13 protein-coding genes are annotated in these 17,106 nt (G+C 38.7%); 2 read left to right on the forward strand and 11 right to left on the reverse strand.

Translation table 11 applies throughout. From position 1 onward, the window contains the following. Window positions 1-119: 119 nt before the first annotated feature. On the reverse strand, window positions 120-2,585 hold the full coding sequence (locus tag T541_RS0114855) for a hypothetical protein (RefSeq protein ID WP_026653438.1): 2,466 nt from the start codon (window positions 2,583-2,585) through the stop codon (window positions 120-122). Between the two features lie 313 nt (window positions 2,586-2,898). On the opposite strand from T541_RS0114855, the gene T541_RS0114860 reads away from it, so the two are divergent. Both T541_RS0114860 and T541_RS0114865 read left to right on the forward strand, forming a co-directional pair. Further along, entirely contained in the window at window positions 2,899-3,798 is a 900-nt protein-coding gene (locus T541_RS0114860) for a transglutaminase-like domain-containing protein (protein WP_026653439.1), read from the forward strand. A 144-nt stretch (window positions 3,799-3,942) separates the two neighbouring features. Next, the gene (locus tag T541_RS0114865) at window positions 3,943-5,007 is read left to right on the forward strand and encodes a tyrosine-type recombinase/integrase (protein ID WP_034467452.1); all 1,065 of its coding nucleotides are present in this window, start codon (window positions 3,943-3,945) and stop codon (window positions 5,005-5,007) included. 92 nt (window positions 5,008-5,099) lie between these two features. Here T541_RS0114865 and T541_RS0114870 read toward each other — a convergent pair whose 3' ends face one another. The 10 genes from T541_RS0114870 to T541_RS0114915 form a co-directional block, all read right to left on the reverse strand. Next, complete coding sequence (locus T541_RS0114870; protein WP_026653441.1) at window positions 5,100-5,999, reverse strand: tyrosine-type recombinase/integrase; 900 nt, start codon at window positions 5,997-5,999, stop codon at window positions 5,100-5,102. A gap of 149 nt (window positions 6,000-6,148) precedes the next feature. Further along, window positions 6,149-8,383 (reverse strand): anaerobic ribonucleoside-triphosphate reductase, encoded by a 2,235-nt coding sequence (gene nrdD, locus T541_RS0114875; RefSeq protein ID WP_026653442.1) that lies wholly within the window; start codon window positions 8,381-8,383, stop codon window positions 6,149-6,151. Between the two features lie 118 nt (window positions 8,384-8,501). Then, window positions 8,502-10,163, reverse strand: a complete 1,662-nt coding sequence (gene dnaX, locus T541_RS20865) for a DNA polymerase III subunit gamma/tau (protein WP_051538289.1) — start codon at window positions 10,161-10,163, stop codon at window positions 8,502-8,504. A gap of 18 nt (window positions 10,164-10,181) precedes the next feature. Beyond that, window positions 10,182-10,901, reverse strand: a complete 720-nt coding sequence (locus T541_RS0114885; RefSeq protein WP_026653443.1) for a sigma 54-interacting transcriptional regulator — start codon at window positions 10,899-10,901, stop codon at window positions 10,182-10,184. Further along, complete coding sequence (locus T541_RS0114890; protein WP_026653444.1) at window positions 10,898-11,860, reverse strand: hypothetical protein; 963 nt, start codon at window positions 11,858-11,860, stop codon at window positions 10,898-10,900. Before T541_RS0114890 ends, T541_RS0114885 begins: the two co-directional genes overlap by 4 nt. 340 nt (window positions 11,861-12,200) lie before the next feature. Then, window positions 12,201-13,055: a hypothetical protein gene (locus tag T541_RS0114895; RefSeq protein ID WP_026653445.1), complete on the reverse strand. Its 855-nt coding sequence runs from the start codon at window positions 13,053-13,055 to the stop codon at window positions 12,201-12,203. A 70-nt stretch (window positions 13,056-13,125) separates the two neighbouring features. Next, the gene (locus tag T541_RS0114900; protein ID WP_026653446.1) at window positions 13,126-13,938 is read right to left on the reverse strand and encodes a PD-(D/E)XK nuclease family transposase; all 813 of its coding nucleotides are present in this window, start codon (window positions 13,936-13,938) and stop codon (window positions 13,126-13,128) included. 201 nt (window positions 13,939-14,139) lie between these two features. After that, a complete protein-coding gene (locus T541_RS0114905) occupies window positions 14,140-14,580 on the reverse strand; it encodes a single-stranded DNA-binding protein (protein ID WP_026653447.1) in 441 nt (146 codons plus the stop codon). Between the two features lie 30 nt (window positions 14,581-14,610). Further along, on the reverse strand, window positions 14,611-15,510 hold the full coding sequence (holA, locus tag T541_RS0114910) for a DNA polymerase III subunit delta (protein ID WP_026653448.1): 900 nt from the start codon (window positions 15,508-15,510) through the stop codon (window positions 14,611-14,613). A 48-nt stretch (window positions 15,511-15,558) separates the two neighbouring features. Next, the coding region (locus T541_RS0114915) for an ATP-dependent helicase (protein ID WP_155839542.1) at window positions 15,559-17,106 on the reverse strand (1,548 nt) is incomplete at its 5' end.

Raw genomic sequence — 17,106 nt, forward strand, 5'->3', positions numbered from 1 at the left:
CCCTAATCGCATCCAAATCAACCCCCAAATATACAATACAAAATGGCTTTCCGAGAATCTCAAAAAGCCATTTTCATATCTTATCGCCCTATAAACATAAACAGGCAAGCGCACAAACATCATTTGCCTGGTATAAATTTTTCTGTTTGTTTTTTGCGTCTGTTTGCATCTTTTTTGCGTCTTACCGTAACACGTTCTTTTGCCACCTCTACTGATGCATTTGTAGTAATAAGTCTATCCATAGCCTCTTCATAGCTTTTCGGCATGGCAATTCTAGGCATGCGCTTCTCTTTTGTATAGATACGTTCATGCGAAACATTCAGACTAAAGTTCTCTAACCTACGTTTAGATGCATACCTGTTATAGAACTTCTGCAGCAATGTAATAATCAACTCATACTCGCGCACACCAACAAAAAGCACCATACTCACGTCGGACATAGTAACAAGCTGTATATTATATTTACTAAACCTACCCCTGTTACTTAACTCAATAAGACCAGACATATATAATTCCTCACGACTAACATCAGGGGCATCGTCCATCCCAATAGTATATGTCACAAAAAAGCCATCAGTATGAGCTGCCAGATCATAATTGATATTATATAAAATAGTACCAGCTGAATCGATATCAAAAAGATACCCATTCTCCTTAAGATTCAACGCTCTTAAGAATGACACACCTAGCACCTCATCCTTACACTGCTGATAACGAATCAATTTGTTGTCGGATAGATTCCTGATCTGTTTTGCTTGCAACTGAATATATATCTGCATAAAGCAGCAGAGCGTATCAAACTCATCAAAACCGCTTTCCCTAAGAGGTGTGTAGTGAAAATCGTGTCTGTAAAGCTCCCAAAAGTCTTGATAAACGCATGGCATCGCATTTGGATGGAGATACTGATCCATACTATAAATTGAATATACCTCACATGCAACGCAATTATTTATTCTAAGCAAAGAGTATAAGAAATAAGGCTGATAGCAAATCTTCCTTATAGACTTAGACTTAAATACTGCCTCCAATGTCTTAGGCATAGCAGAGTCTATTTGGCAATAATAATACCTGCCCAATGGCTTTACAAACATAAACAGGTAACCGCGGTTCTCAGTATCAAACACTACCTCAATCGGCAACACCTTACACTGACGGATCGCACTAAACACGCTATTCTCATCAGTAGAATAGCTATCTGCATAGTCCTTAAGTGTACGCCTATTAATTTCGCATCTATATATAAATGTTGTATCTGGCATGGCAGGTACAATGTATTTCTTCACCACACGGCCACTGCTAGTCTCACCATGTTTAGATTCATTGTTGGTAGCAAGCTCCTCAATAGATGGTGAATCGCCATAACTCACGTCAGCCGTATCGGAATCACTACCGTTATCAGGCCCCACGGTTTCGCTTGGACCAAAAGGCAACTCCTCTGTATCATCGCCATTCGACATACCCGACCCAACCGATTCAACCACTGGCTCATCAGACAAAGGAAGTTCTTCTTCCGAGTCTAGTCCCCTCTGTTCCAAATACTCACCCCATTCATCCTCAGAAAGCCCATCATCGGAAAGTGCAATATCAGAATCAGAATATTCAGCAGCATCCCCATCAACATTTTCCAAAGACTCATCAGCGACAACATCAGGCCCCTCAACGAGTGTATCATCAAATTGCGAAACAACCTCATCCACAGACTGTACAACAGTACCCGCTTCGACCACCTCTGTACCCATCAGATCAAGAAGGGGAGTCTCACTTCTCTTATCCTTTTTCTTACTACTAGATGAATTGCTCTTTGACGATGAACCATAGTTATTTACAATTTTTTGGCATATCGTCTGCATCTCCGCATCAGTTATATCCCTCGCGGACAATGTATCGTCAACAACTTGAGACCATGCAATCGGAAATGCCTTAAAGTTATTTGACTGGATCTCTTTTACATTAGCATTACGTACTGCTGAAAGCGTCATAACACCAACAAGCGAACTCAAACGTTCCCTTACATCTTGAGAACTGGAGAAAAACTCATCGACACCCCTTTCAAGAATCTGTTCATAAGCTAATTTGAACAAAGGAACAATCCCTGGCTTAACAACAGGTAGATTGGCAGCAATATCAAAGCAACTTCGAAAGATCTCCGCAGAAAAGGAACCCTTAAATGACTCAAAGTTATCTTTTGAAGTAGAAATATACTTAAACACAGAGCATTCATCAGTGTACATATTGTTAGCATAGTTTTTGGCATACTGACATGTCAGACAGACGGAGTTTTTGCCTGGTTTGCAAATCTTCTTATAATAACTTTGACAAGAAACCGCCTTAGGCACATCATCTGAGTCCATAATCTGTGAGTAATAATCCTCTGCGTTAAGAACAACAGAGCCATAAGATAACTGTTCGCCACAAGATGGTGGGATCCGAACAGAACAATATAAACCAATCTGGTCGTCCATTCCGACATTATGCCTACTAAGATTTGTGAAGAAATTCTTAGAATACTCATAACGCGCAGAAGGTTCACCAATGTTTCTAGCTATATATTTATAACAAGCTGGTAAAATAACACAATTGTCCATAGTAAACTCCTTACGAATAGTATGTAATTATGTGCTTAGATACAGCAAGAGTCTGAAGTTTGCAATTGAAATAAAATTGTGCTAAAATCATCATAGTTTTTAAAATAATTTTACGTTGCAACTTACCCGTTGCAGAGGATGGGTTCCACATAGGAATACCAAGAACAGTATGAAAAAAATTGTTCAAAGCAGTCTGAGATCAGGCTGCTTTTTCTTTGCTTTAATGTAAAAAAATATTTAAAAAAATGATATTTCTTCTTTACAAAGTGCCATTTGCGTGGTATTATAATTACGAGGAGAAATACTAAGAATTATGAAGAAACCTATATTTATAGCACTACTTACAACAGTAATGCTCGCAACAACACCAATAACTACATACGCAAAAGAGCAGGATACTACAAGTCAGACTGCACAGGAATTATACAACCAATTAGTTGTAAACAAACAGGACACCGCAGTAGCTTATGCAGAGCCAAGCGATAGTACAAACAAGATCCTAAAAGAGCTGAGCAGAATAGATGATGAGAGCAATCCTTATGATGGTGACATGACACTGTTTAAAGCGCCAGCATATAAGACAGTAAGATATAAGAGCGGAAAGATAGAAGTAACACTTATCAATAATATCAATATAGAAGAATCAGAGGAACTACTCGATAAGATGGAGCTTGAAATCAGAGCAAATCTTCCTGAATCACCAACACAGAAGCAGTGCATAAAAGCCATAACAAAATACATCAACAAAACCTACGACTACGACTTTGCCGAGAGCGCATCCAATGAAAGCACGGATTTAGATAGTTTTATATCTGCTTATTACGGTGACAAGAAAATGGTATGCACATCTTACGCAGTTTTAACAAAACTCTTATGTAACAGGTTCGGAATCGACTGCAGGTTGATTGAAGGCAAGGATCACGTATTCAATGCAATCAGACTTGAGGGTGAAAAAACGTACACAATGTATGACCTTACAAATTCAGAGCTCATAGTTAATTCACCAAGAATAGGCTTTATAAGCTCAGCTGAAAGAAATCACAAAATATGCGATGACATACTTGAATATGACTTTACATGTCACTACAGCATCACATACACTGATCTTATTGAAATAACAATGCTCACAGCAACAGTAGTTTTAATGTTAGCGATAATTAAGAATAAAAAGAATAGAAAGAAGAGCGTAAAAAGAAGAAAGCGCAATAAATAAAAGAGCAGCTGCCCACAAAATAGGGCGGCTGTTATTTTCGTTTTGAATTATTGCGTTAAAGATAAGTTTAGCGTAATAATATGTGTTATAATAAAAACAGAGCCAAACAGCTCCAAATACGCATAAATAAAGGGGTTAAGCACTATGCAAACATATCACGACACTACCGTTCAGAATGCAATAACGAAATTACGCATACTAGAAAAAGAACTCCCCCCATACTGCAAATATTTTTTCAACGCTAAAGCCAACCGACTAGAGCCACGCTCCAGATACGCTTACGCTATCGACTTCAAGGTATTCTTTGAATTTATTAAACAAGTGAACCCACTATATAAGGATACCCCTATAAAAGACATACCCGCTTCTGCTATCGAGCAGATGAATGCTAGGGATATTGATGAATACATGGCATTCCTCGAAAAATATAGTATTGATGGAGATCATAGAACCAATGGTGAAAGCGGCAAAGGTAGAAAACTCGCAAGTATTAAGAGCTTATGTAAGTACCTTGTTAGGCAAAACATAATAAGCAGAAACCCTGCAGAACTAGTTGAAAGTCCAAAGTCTCACAAAAAGGACATTCTGGCTCTTAGTGATAACGAGACTGAAAAGCTATTTAATATAGTAGAAACAGCTCAAGGAATGAAAGATCACCAAAAGAAAATACAGGAGACACTAAGACTTAGAGACTATGCTCTGCTAACTCTCTTCCTTGGGACAGGCATTCGTGTATCAGAGCTGGTAGGACTCAATGTCAAAGACATAGACTTCAATGAAAGGCTTGCATACGTGATACGGAAAGGTGGCGATAAGGATCACGTATATCTTTCAGAAGAAATAATAGATGCTCTAAAAGAGTATGTATTCGGGAATACATCTACAGTAGGTAGTAGACTCAACCTATGCAGGTCTAACGATGAACAAGCATTATTTATATCAAGAAAAAGAAAGAGGCTATCCGTAAGATCAGTTCAAGTCCTACTGAAGAAATATGGAGCTATTGCTCTTGATGGCAAAAAGGTTACACCCCATAGTCTTAGAAAAACATACGGCACAAAGCTATATCTTGAGTCAAACGATATAAAACTCGTTGCTGACACCCTCGGCCACGCATCAATCGTCACTACCCATGAACATTATGTTGCAACAACAGAGGAACACAAAAAGAATGCTGCTATAAGCATAAGAAACAAGCACCACGATTAATCCTACATGATTTCTAAACAAGAAAATATACGCATAGATATAATTAAAAAAGAAACCAGAGTGAAAACATTAAAATCACTCTGGTTATTGATTTAATTTAATATCAGTCTATAATTTACAAGATTTGCTGGGCAATGTGTCGAAACATAATCAGTATGTTTCATGAAAGTATCCAATCGGACATCGCTCAATCCGGTATAAGCCTTTAAATCATTAAGAGAAGCTCCATGCGCTGCCATTTCCAATATAGCCCTATTACGAAAATCTTTCATAGTATAATTAGTCTTAATACCTGTAGTCTTAACCAGATCACGAACAATCTTATCAACATTTTGCAGATTCATACGATTCCCACGCTTATTTTTAAACAAAACATTATCCTCATCACTCAGCTGAGAGACATAATCATCAAGAATTACGGCTACATCTTCTGGAACAGGAATATAAGAATTTCCCTTAAAGTCATTCTTTGATGCAAAATATAGGTATGTGATACTACCCTCTTTTACAATGCTCCCTCTGTTTAATGAAAGAATACTTGTTACACTAAGCCCCATTCTAGTAGCTAGAGCCATAATTAAAAATGATTTAGGATCAGTCCTGGATGCCGACATAAGCATGTCTAACTCCTCCATTGAAGGAATACGATTAGGGTTAATATCGGGGCTAATCTCAGGACGCACTATATTAATGAAGGGATTCCTGTATTCTTCAATCTTATCCTCTAAGAACGAAGCTATAGTTCTAAAGCAAGAGAGCCTGACTCCAACAGTTTTCCTAGTCATGCTACCACTATCAAGTTTGCTACCGAGATAATTAAAGTAGCTCCTAGCGTCCTCCTCTGTTATATCGATAAAATCCTTACACTGCCGATTTACAAGTAGGTTAATATAGCTAATATATTCATCACGAGTACGACTATTCATATTCATAGTACATTCCATAAAATAGCGTTTAAAATCTTCCGATAAAACCTCTGAAAAATTCCTCATATTATTAAAACTCCAACAAATTAAAACGGTTTCTGTCACAGTAATTATACCGCTTTCATAAGCTATATACAATCATATGTTCGGTTTCGCGCGCAAAAAAATAAAGGCCACCACAAAGTGGCAGCCAATATTTTTAAATAACCTCATTTTTAAGCAATAGAACGTGCGTTCGTAGCTATATGGAGTCGGCGGTCAGCGATCTCGGCAGTGCGCCCAGCGTTGAACCCTTGGGTTCCTATATATCCGCATGTACGACGAGCAATATTCATCTTCTGAGTATCCCTATTCTTACAATTAGGGCATTCCCAAATGAGCTTTTTATTCTCGTCCTCTACAATAAGGATCTCCTTATCATAGCCACAGCACTGACAATAATCAGACTTAGTGTTAAGTTCCGCATACATAATATTGTCATAGATGTACTTCATAATTGAGAGTACAGCCTCAATATTATCGCTAAGATCAGGAACTTCTACATAACTGATAGCTCCGCCTGGAGAAAGAGCCTGAAACTCTGACTCAAACTTAAGCTTTGTGAAAGCATCAATCTCCTCAGTAACATGAACATGATAACTGTTGGTGATGTAATTACGATCCGTCACACCTTCAATCTTGCCAAATCTCTTCTGAAGAGCCTTTGCAAATTTGTAGGTAGTTGACTCAAGTGGTGTTCCGTAGATGCTGAAGGCAATATTGGTCTCAGCCCTCCACTTAGCACACTTGTCGTTTAAGTATCTCATAACAGACAGAGCAAATTCCTTACCCTCACCAGTGTGAGACGCACCCGTCATGTAACGTGTGCACTCATATAAGCCAGCATATCCAAGTGAAATAGTTGAATAGTTGCCAAAAAGCAGCCTATCAATAGTCTCACCCTTTTCAAGTCTAGCTAAAGCACCGTTCTGCCACAAAATAGGAGCAACATCAGAAGGAGTACCCAAAAGTCTCTCGTGTCTGCACATAAGAGCCTTTTTACACAATTCTGTGCGCTCATCCATCAATCTCCAAAACTCGTCCATATCCTTCTGAGAAGAACAAGCAACATCAACAAGGTTTAAAGTAACTACACCCTGATTGAAACGTCCATAGTATTTGTGGCTATTAGGCTGATAGTTCAAAGCACCAGCCTTATTATCAGCATTACACAAACCTTCTGGAGCAGCGTCATTATCTGGTGTAAGGAATGATCTGCAACCCATACAAGGATACACATCACCCTTAAGTTCCTTCATCTTCTTTGCTGATATATAGTCAGGGACAAGTCTTTTAGAAGTGCATCTAGCAGCAAGCTCTGTAAGATACCAGTACTTTGAATCTTCACGGATGTTATCCTCATCAAGCACATAGATAAGCTTAGGGAATGCAGGTGCTACATATACACCCTTCTCATTCTTTACACCAAGGATTCTCTGCTTAAGCATTTCCTCGATAATAAGAGCAAGATCCTCTCTAGCCTGACCGTCCTCAACCTCGTCGAGGTACATGTAAACAGTGATAAAAGGCGCCTGTCCATTAGTAGTCATAAGGGTAATTACCTGATATTGAATAACCTGGCAACCCTTCTCAACTTCTTTTCCAAGACGCTTTTCTGCGATTGAATTTACAGTCGCATCGTCACAAGCAAGACCCTCACCGATAAGCTCCTCACGAACTTCCTTACGGAATTTCTGACGGCTAATATCAACAAAAGGTACAAGATGAGACAAAGTAATACTCTGTCCACCATACTGTGAACTAGCAATCTGAGCAATCGCCTGAGTTGCAATGTTACAAGCTGTTGAAAAGCTCTTTGGACGCTCGATCATGGTCTCTGAGATAACAGTACCATTCATCAGCATATCCTCAAGATTTACAAGGCAGCAGTTATGCATGTGCTGAGCAAAGTAGTCAGCATCATGGAAGTGGATTATACCCTCCTCATGTGCCTTAACGACATCTTCTGGCAAAAGGAATCTTCTAGTGATATCCTTAGAAACTTCGCCAGCCATATAATCTCTCTGTACACTGTTTACAGTTGGATTCTTGTTTGCGTTTTCCTGCTTCACATCCTCATTACTACGCTCGATAAGAGACATGATCTGCTCGTCAGTACTGTTTGATTTTCTGACAAGCTGTCTCTTGTAGCGATATGTAATGAAGTTAGTAGCCACCTGATAACCACCCATTTTCATTAGCGTAGACTGAATGTAATTACCGATATCATCAACAGTAGGTGTCATTGTAAGGCTATCAGCCCACTCACATACTGTTTCAGTGACGTATTTAATACCAGCTTTACTAATCTGAGCTGTTACTTCAGTAGCATCATTAGCTTTTGTAATAGCAGCTTCGATCTTTCTAGGATCAAAGACTACCTCTTCTCCATTTCTTTTATGTATATACATTTATAATAACCTCCTTAGGTCAAAACAACGACTTCAAGCACTTTTGAATTGACCGATGAAGTTATTAAAGTTAGGAAATTCTCCTAACTCCCGTATAAACTCACTCGCCAATTCGCCATCATTGAAGCCAGCCAGAGAAGGAATTTGCAAATCCGAAAGCCGGAATCTCTTCATCTGCTTTAAACATAGCAGTTTCTCCCACTTCTTCTTTTACCTCTCCGGCCAAATCATTAACAACGTTTTCATCTGCTTTAATGTCTGACTCATTCCGAGTCTCAACAGTTGCAGAAACTACTCCGCCAAGAACTTTGGTTCCTGCAGGAAGATGAGACAATAGATCATCTGAAATAGTATTTGATGTATCTGCAATAGCAGTATTGCTATCAGATGGAACATCAACAACAGACTCACTAACGCTCTGTGGCACAGGTTCATTTACCTGCATCTCACTTACGGTTTTAACAGACAAATCACCATCAATAGGCAACTCATCAGGTATCTCATCTAATTCAAAAGGCAATCCATCTGATTCAGATATAGGAGCAAAGCCACCGGCAGGCTCCTCACTAGTATCATATGAACTAACCTCTTTAGTTGCGATATTTACAACATTACCTACCTGCACATCGACAGGCTTTACATCAACAGGCATACTAGATACGCCTTTTTCCAAGTCGGATACACGCCTCTCAATCTCCTTAAGAGAAATCTGGGAAGCCATATCATTCACTGCTCTTATAAGTGCGGTTTCTATTAGAAACTCTGAATCAGGAACTTTTGCCAACACCCCATATACATCAGATAAAGACTTAGACAGCTTTAATACACTATCTGCATCCACATTTCCAACATATGATAAGAGTAGCTTACGGTAGCTATCAGTATTAATAAGAGTCTCTACTGAAGCACCATTAATAACAAATAGCGCATCAGTAAGTGTACTGATAATACTTTTAAGCATAACCTGAAGGTTTTTACCCTTTGTAACGGCATCCCTAACCACGGATATCGCACCTGCGACGTCACCCTTTTCAATACTAAAAAGAAGATCAAAGATAGCCTTTTCTGGAGTAATACCTAAAGTTTCTGTAACCACACTAGTAGTAATACAGTCATCGTCATAGAATGGCTCTAATATGGAAAGAGCATCTCTCATTCCGCCGTCAGAAGCTGCGGCAATCAACTTGATCGCATCAACATCATAGGCTTTTCCATGCTCGTTACACACCTGCATCAAATAATCTGAGATAACATCTAAAGAAATTGTCTCGAAATTAAAGCGTCTAGCTCTACTAATAATAGTCTTAGGAACTTTGTGTTCCTCAGTCGTACACATGATGAATACAACATTCTTTGGTGGCTCTTCAATAATCTTAAGAAGCGCATTCCACGCACCCTGAGAGAACATATGAACCTCATCAAGAATAAAGACTTTATAGTTAGAGCTGCTAATGTACTGGGCTTTCTCAATGATCCCACGTACATCCTCAACTTTATTATTAGATGCAGCATCAAGCTCGATTACATCAAGACTTGAACCATTTAATATATCCTTGCACTGCTGACATTCGCCGCAAGGCTCCATTCCACCGCTTTCACAATTAAGTGTGCGAGCAACAATCCTGGCAACAGTAGTTTTACCTGTGCCTCTAGGACCATTGAACAGCATAGCGTTAGGAACTTTTTTAGACAAAAACATGCCTTTTAGCTGAGCCTTTATCGTATCCTGTCCTTGGACTTCCGATAATGACCATGGCCTAAGCTCATTATACAAACTCATGTATAACAATCCTCCTTTTTAAATTTGTTCTACAATATTAACGATAAGAATGAAAAAATCATCCTTTGTGTAATTAGGACTAGAACAACGTTCCCTATGTGAATAGATCACATCAAGGAGATTTGCATAATCCTTATTTACACTAAGTTGCTTAGTTATAACAATAGTTCCAACAAAATCAATAAACGAACCAACATACTCTCTATGGGACATAAAGAAAGAATCGTTCCCTTTCTCTGCAACCATATTAAGTACCTTGAGAATACCTTCAGGTGCACCACCGTTAAGGACATCTGCAACTAAATTAAAAATATTCTGCACATCTGCTGGAATAATCTTAGAAGATGGGATTCTTGAAACAATCATTCTCGACTTCACAGTGGGTAATAACTTATCCTCATATGCAAGTCCAATAATTGTCACATCACTCTCTTCAAGTGTTTTAAGCAGCTTATTTTGAGCATCAACGGTCATTTTCTCGATATTATCAATAACAATAACCTTAGTATCAGCAACAGCTGAGCATACAGACGCTTTTTGAATAATAGTAGCCGCCTTATCAACACCCAAAGTTTTCTCACCATCATCAAGCCCCACATACATGTAGTCAGGGTGACTTGCTAAAGAACTAACAGAAGTATCAAGGATACTTGCTGCCTTTTCTTCTGCCATTGCAAGAAGATTTTGACCGGGTTGCCCTAAATAAAGCAGCCCTGTGTTTCTTATAGTGCTATTCATGCAACCTCTCTTTCTACAAGCGAGATGTTCCTCCTTAACTTACGGTTATAGAAGTACTCCTCGCCTTCTTCAGTATCATGTCCTGCAATTTCAGAATCGAGCATATCGAGTTCTTCATAAAGCATGAGACAACCTCTAAAAATCGCACCTTCTTTACGAGTGGATTTTACGCCAGACTTCATAGGTACAGATGAAGCCAGAATATTAAGGATCCGAGCAAATACATCGTCAGATATAATGCCAGGATTACTGAAGCAAACTTTCTCAAGTCTCCTTTGAAGCACGCTCATATACCCCCTCTCAACACCAACATTTGTCTTTCTAAATGGGTTCTCAGAGGTAATATAATCAAGCATACCTACACACTGCAATAAGGAACTTGCAACAAGAATGCTCCAATCAATGTTTGTGCCATACAACCCATTATTCAGTCTCTTGTATTGCAAAGAATACTGAATGACGAGCGTAGTAACACTGGCAGTGGTAGCGAGAGCGCCACCAGCATACCTTGCGTGATGTCCTAAAGATGCTGGAATTAAAGAAAGCCCCGTGATAACATCGTCAGTTAAGACAAGTTCCACAAAGGCTCTCACATTTGCATCAGGTATACGCTTGATTGAATCTTTGATAACTGCTGTGTACTCAGCAATTTTTTCGGCAGACAATCCGTCAAACAACTCAGAAGGCTTATAAGTACCCTTCTCGGCAGCAGTCAGGCTTTTTATTACGCCAAGAGGCGCAGTATCCAAACCATTCTTAACCACAAAAGTAGTCTTAACCGCCCCGCCAACAAGTTCCTTCATTGATTCAATGAACCTTTCACTCGCCAGCTCACATAAGAGTTCACCCGTCTTGTCCTTTAAGATAACTTCAAAATTATCGTTTTTGCTGCGGATTGCCTTTAAGCAATACACACCATCTGTGACCTTATCACCAATCACAATTTTTTGTAGTTCCATTTTTATAGAATCCTCCTTGTTTAAAATGATATTTAATTAAAGATTGGCAATAAAAAAAGACGCACAAAGCGTCTTAAAATATGCGAATCTATAATTTTTACTCCTGTTTTAAAATGATAACCTCGCCATGAGGGTTTGGATAATACGCAGTGTTGATATACACCAAAACGAAAAATCATACTAAAACATGCTGATATTTTACCATTTATATAGAAACTACAGCAACGGCAAACTAGCGCAAAAAATCGCAAAATAATGCAGTGTGAACGCGTTTAATGTGCAAAAAAAATAAAGCACGCAAGCCACAATGGACTTGCGTGAATATATACTTTCCTCCTGTTTAGATAAGTTCATAAGCACGTACACACAGATGCTTAAGATCTGTAAAATGGTTATTCCCACCTTTGAAATCTTTATTAGATGCAGCAGTCCTATATAAGAACCCATGCATAGCATCCGTCTTGGTTAGATATGTCGGCATATCACCACGCTCAACATTGAAACTCCAATAAACGTACTTATCGCCCTTATTAAAGAACCCGCTCATATCATAGTGATTTGGTTTTAATGTAACAGAATCAAAACCAACAAGCTTGGCCTCTTTAGCCAATGCACTCTTAAGTTTTCTGCAATAGGACTTAAAATCATCGCTGGCAACCGAGCAAGCATCTTCAATTCTATACCCATCGTATTCTTTAATGAATTTCTGGACAGGTGATAACTGCTCTTTCTTTTTTGGCTTAGTCTTTTTAGGCTTTTCCAAAGTGGCAAAGTGCTTCAGTGCCAGAGGGACGATATTTTCAGGGGTATCAAAAATATTGACAAGCAGACTTGTTTGCGAATGTAGCTTAACAAGACCGCCTTCTACCATGCCTCCAAACTTAAGCGCACCAGTGGCAGGTATGTTAATATTCCAGTATATCACCTTATCGTCATCCCAACTAAGCCTCAATTCGCCTCCATTACACGACGGATTAATAGAATGTACAAGGCCATGAGACTCAGCATCTTTTCCTATAAGCTCCATTAGCTCAGAGATTATACTCCGACGTTCCTCATCAGAAGCAGGCTCATAACCAGAAAATCTCTCATAAAACTCTGCAAGAGTAGTGCATTTTGCCTTCATGCCAACAGGCGTTACCATTATAAAATCAAAAAATGAAGTTTGCCCTGGCACTATTTTAGTGCTTTTCATAAACACATAACCTCCTTTTTACAAATAAAAAAAGCCTATCATTATGATAGGCTCAACCCTGAATAAATCATTATACCAATAATTCATTAGATGAAAGGAGCTTCTTTGCGTCTTTGTATGCTTTAATCTTGATACCAAGAAGTTTACATGCTTGCTGTATTGACATATTGCCATTGTTAGCGAGATTATCGACATGCTCGACTACATCAAGCGCTTTCTGAAAATCAGCCTTTCCCTGAGCATACTCTTCAACTATCTGACACATCTTACTCACTCCTTTCTTATTATTCTTATAATACTGTACTTCCTTGGACAAAATTGGAAACTTAGCGTTATCAACATTCTCGGACTCAAAACAAGTCATAAGCTCAGATAAAGCAGTGCCATCCTTAACAGCAGTATTGACATAAACTTCGGAAAGCCCATTGTCAATTGCTGGATAACCTACGCCATCATCCGTAATAACAGTATGAGCATGGTAAATATTTCGTCCTCTATTAAATATATCGAATCTGGAAATAAAAACCATTAGCAGATTAGGAACATCTGCAAACATACTATTTTTCGGCGTCTTATTAGCTGTTATCAAAGAGGCATTATAACGAACACGCTTAACGTGATCGTCATTATCCGATTTCTGGACCTCAATATTGCAAATAGCACCATTTCCCAAGATACACAAGGCATCCAGCCTTACAGAACGGCCATATAGATTTTGAATATCCCTTTGAGCTACTACGGATTTAACAATTAGCTTGTTATCATCCAGTATTACCCTTAATATTTCCTGGCAAACAGCCTTGTTTTCCATGAGCCTTTCAAAGAACACATCATCGATAGGCTTTAGTCGTTTTACTTGTTCTAACGTTTCTTCAGTAGTCATATTTCTCCTTTTCTGAGTTTTAAAGCAAAGACTCAGCCATAGGCCGGTCTCTGCAAATATTAGAGACCATCATCCTATGCGGAGAATATAGTCTTAAAACAAAGGAATAAAAACTCCTCTATAATAAAAAAAGTAATTTGTCTGTACCTACATTATAGCAGATACAGACAAATTAGCAATTTCGCAGGTATTATAACTGATTTAGTTAAAAGGAAGCTCCTCATCAATACCATCAGGAATATTCATAAATCCGTCTCCAGCATTAGCTGATGGAACATCAGAAGATGGAGCTGAAGAATTAGCTGAAGAAGTGTTCTTTGATTCTGCAAACTCCTGATCCTCGGCAACTACATCTGTTGTATATACCTTAACGCCTTCCTTGTTGGTATAGCTACCTGTCTGAATACGTCCAGTAACAACAACCTTAGTGCCCTTTCTGAAATACTTCTCAGCAAATTCACCAGACTTGCCAAAAGCAACGATCTGGATAAAATCAGCAGTCTGAGCGTTTGCATCATTTTTATTGACGAAACGTCTGTCTACTGCAAGAGTATATCTTGCAACACAGCTTGCTGACTCTCCCTGAGAGTATCTCACATCTGGATCTCTTGTTAATCTTCCCATTAATATAACCTTATTCATTGTATTTTTACCTTATTCCTTTCTTTGCGCTTATGCGCACTCCCTGTTAATAGTTAATAATTGACTGCAAGCTATTCTCAGAGCATTGTCTGATGAATAACTACCATTTTTAACACCAGCAATCGTTGATGTAATGACAAGCATTGCTTTATTTAAAGCTGTCTTATCATAAGTTGAGAAAGCTGTACGCTTAGTACCAACTTCACTATCTGAGTAATACTTTAGTTTATAAGCCACCCTGAAATCCTTCAGTAGTAGCGATAATATGCCAATAGCATCCTTCTCAGATATCAATGAGATTTGTTCGTACAAAGCATCTGCCTTATTTTCCTTTATAAGCGAAGCTAGTGCGAAGATATTTGCCTCCTCATAGGAAGGACAACACTTCTCGATGATATCAACAGTCAATTCATTTGATATAGATATGCAACTATTTAAGCAGCTGACGACATCAAGCAAAGTGACACCATCATTATCAAAGTAGTTCATTTTTTTAACGAACAACCCGTATGCATCTTCTTTGATAGTTGCTCCCTGCCTGCGTAACTCAGAAAAAATAACCTTCTGAAGCTCAGGCATGGTTTTTAGCTTATTACATGGCACCATCAAGCCAGCCTCGTCAAACGTTTTATAAAGCTTTGTCCTCTGATCTACCTTCTTTGCAATAATAATCAAATCAGTAGTAGCAGGTGGATTCTTCATATATCGTTTAAACTCAGCGGTATCTAAATCCTTAAGACCATCGATCTCTAGGATTACACCTCTTTTCTCAGCCAGGAATGGATATGTATTGCACACATTGAGAATATCAACGTTAAATACTCCCACAAAAGAGCTAAGATTTACCGCAGGTGTTGATATAGAATCTATCAGTTTTCTGCGTTTAAGGTCAATGCCATAAGGCTCTGTACCATATACAATCTGTATCATTTTAGTTCCTCCTTTTTAAGTTTATTGCAGTGTTACTACTTATAGCAACTAAGCCGCTAATAATCGTTTTCCATCACGCTCAAAAATATAAAGAGCATCTTTGGCTCGTGTCATAGCAACATAGATCAGTCGATTCTGCTCTTCAGAAGTGTCGTCCTTATAATCATCGACCATAAGCACAACTTTCCATTCCATTCCTTTACTTTCATGTGAAGTAATGAAAATAACAGAACCTTTTGTATCGGGCTCTACCCTAGTCTCATCACCAAAATCAGCCATATACTGCAAAAGCTCATAAAGTTCTTTTGTACTCTTGGCATGATTCTCATAAATAAGCCTTTCAACAGCTTGTTTAACTGCGCTATCACTGAGATTTAGTACACTAGATACCTCATCACAGTAATAAGCTGATGGCTGCTCAATACTCACAGATAATACGCACTCTGCCAACCTATCATCAGCAATAAGACTGCGTATCTGGGCAGAATAATCACAACCCTGCTCATAATGATTTTTAAGGGCAAATGACAGCACCTTAAAGAATGGGTTGTTGACTACATACTCCTTTCCTAGGATAGATGGGAAGGAAACTTCCCTTTGCAGGTCACTAAGCGTCTGGTTCTTTGAGGCAATTACCGCTATATCTTCGTATGCGTAGCCCTTAGAAATCAGCTCAGAAACAACCATGTTAAGCTCCGACGCACTCTGACCCGTAATAGTAACAGGCTCAAGACCGCCTTTCTTTACAGGAATTATTTCCTTTTCAATACGCTTATTGCCTGAAATGACTTTCTCAGCAGACCTAACGATTCTTTCAGATGTTCTGAAATTCTCCTTTAGAGTGTAAAGTTCAGCACTAGGATACATCTTGCGAAAATCAAGCATATACCTATTAGAGCCTCCACGAAAAGCGTAGATACTCTGATCGTCGTCACCAACTGCACAGATATTATTAGATTTAAGGCTTAGATTATAAATAAACTTTGCCTGATCCCTATCGATATCCTGAAATTCATCCACCATAATATACTTATATCTGCTAGATATCTTATTAAGAACGTCAGGGTGTTCATCAAAAAGCTTCTGTGCTAGTGTGATCTGCTCTGAATAAGTAATATACCCATTCTGCTTTACAATAGACTCATATAACTTAGAAAATCTCAAAAAATCCTCAGAATACTTTTCAGTATTACCATTCACTAATACATCATCTAAAGCTTTGCTTACATTGTGAAGCAGACCGTTATTACCCTTAATAATAGAGTAATTAAAGCCCTCCAACGGCTCGCTAATATCAAGCAACCTATCTATCAGAGTCATTTTCTCTCTGCTAGTAAGCAACTTAACATTACCTACCAATGACGGATTCAGCTTCAGTATCTGATAACCAAGAGCGTTAAGAGTCATAATTTCAGGAACCGCATAGGGTTTACAAAAGGATAAACACCTATTTTTTAACTCCTGTGCAGCTTCACGAGTAAACGTGATAGCCAAAATGAACTCTGGCTCAATACCACAATCAAGCAAGTGCTTAATTCTGCCAACCAAAGTAGCAGTCTTTCCGCTACCCGGACCAGCACATACAAGCAACGGCCC

Source organism: Butyrivibrio proteoclasticus P6B7, assembly GCF_000622085.1.
Classification (GTDB): Bacteria; Bacillota; Clostridia; order Lachnospirales; family Lachnospiraceae; genus Butyrivibrio; species Butyrivibrio proteoclasticus_A.

Coding starts and splice junctions, on each gene's coding strand:
- T541_RS0114855 (WP_026653438.1), bottom strand. CDS start 2,585: ATGGACAATTGTGTTATTTTACCAGCTTGTTATAAATATATAGCTAGA.
- T541_RS0114870 (WP_026653441.1), bottom strand. CDS start 5,999: ATGAGGAATTTTTCAGAGGTTTTATCGGAAGATTTTAAACGCTATTTT.
- T541_RS0114905 (WP_026653447.1), bottom strand. CDS start 14,580: ATGAATAAGGTTATATTAATGGGAAGATTAACAAGAGATCCAGATGTG.
- T541_RS0114890 (WP_026653444.1), bottom strand. CDS start 11,860: ATGGAACTACAAAAAATTGTGATTGGTGATAAGGTCACAGATGGTGTG.
- T541_RS0114895 (WP_026653445.1), bottom strand. CDS start 13,055: ATGAAAAGCACTAAAATAGTGCCAGGGCAAACTTCATTTTTTGATTTT.
- T541_RS0114860 (WP_026653439.1), top strand. CDS start 2,899: ATGAAGAAACCTATATTTATAGCACTACTTACAACAGTAATGCTCGCA.
- T541_RS0114885 (WP_026653443.1), bottom strand. CDS start 10,901: ATGAATAGCACTATAAGAAACACAGGGCTGCTTTATTTAGGGCAACCC.
- holA (WP_026653448.1), bottom strand. CDS start 15,510: ATGATACAGATTGTATATGGTACAGAGCCTTATGGCATTGACCTTAAA.
- T541_RS0114900 (WP_026653446.1), bottom strand. CDS start 13,938: ATGACTACTGAAGAAACGTTAGAACAAGTAAAACGACTAAAGCCTATC.
- T541_RS0114865 (WP_034467452.1), top strand. CDS start 3,943: ATGCAAACATATCACGACACTACCGTTCAGAATGCAATAACGAAATTA.
- nrdD (WP_026653442.1), bottom strand. CDS start 8,383: ATGTATATACATAAAAGAAATGGAGAAGAGGTAGTCTTTGATCCTAGA.
- dnaX (WP_051538289.1), bottom strand. CDS start 10,163: ATGAGTTTGTATAATGAGCTTAGGCCATGGTCATTATCGGAAGTCCAA.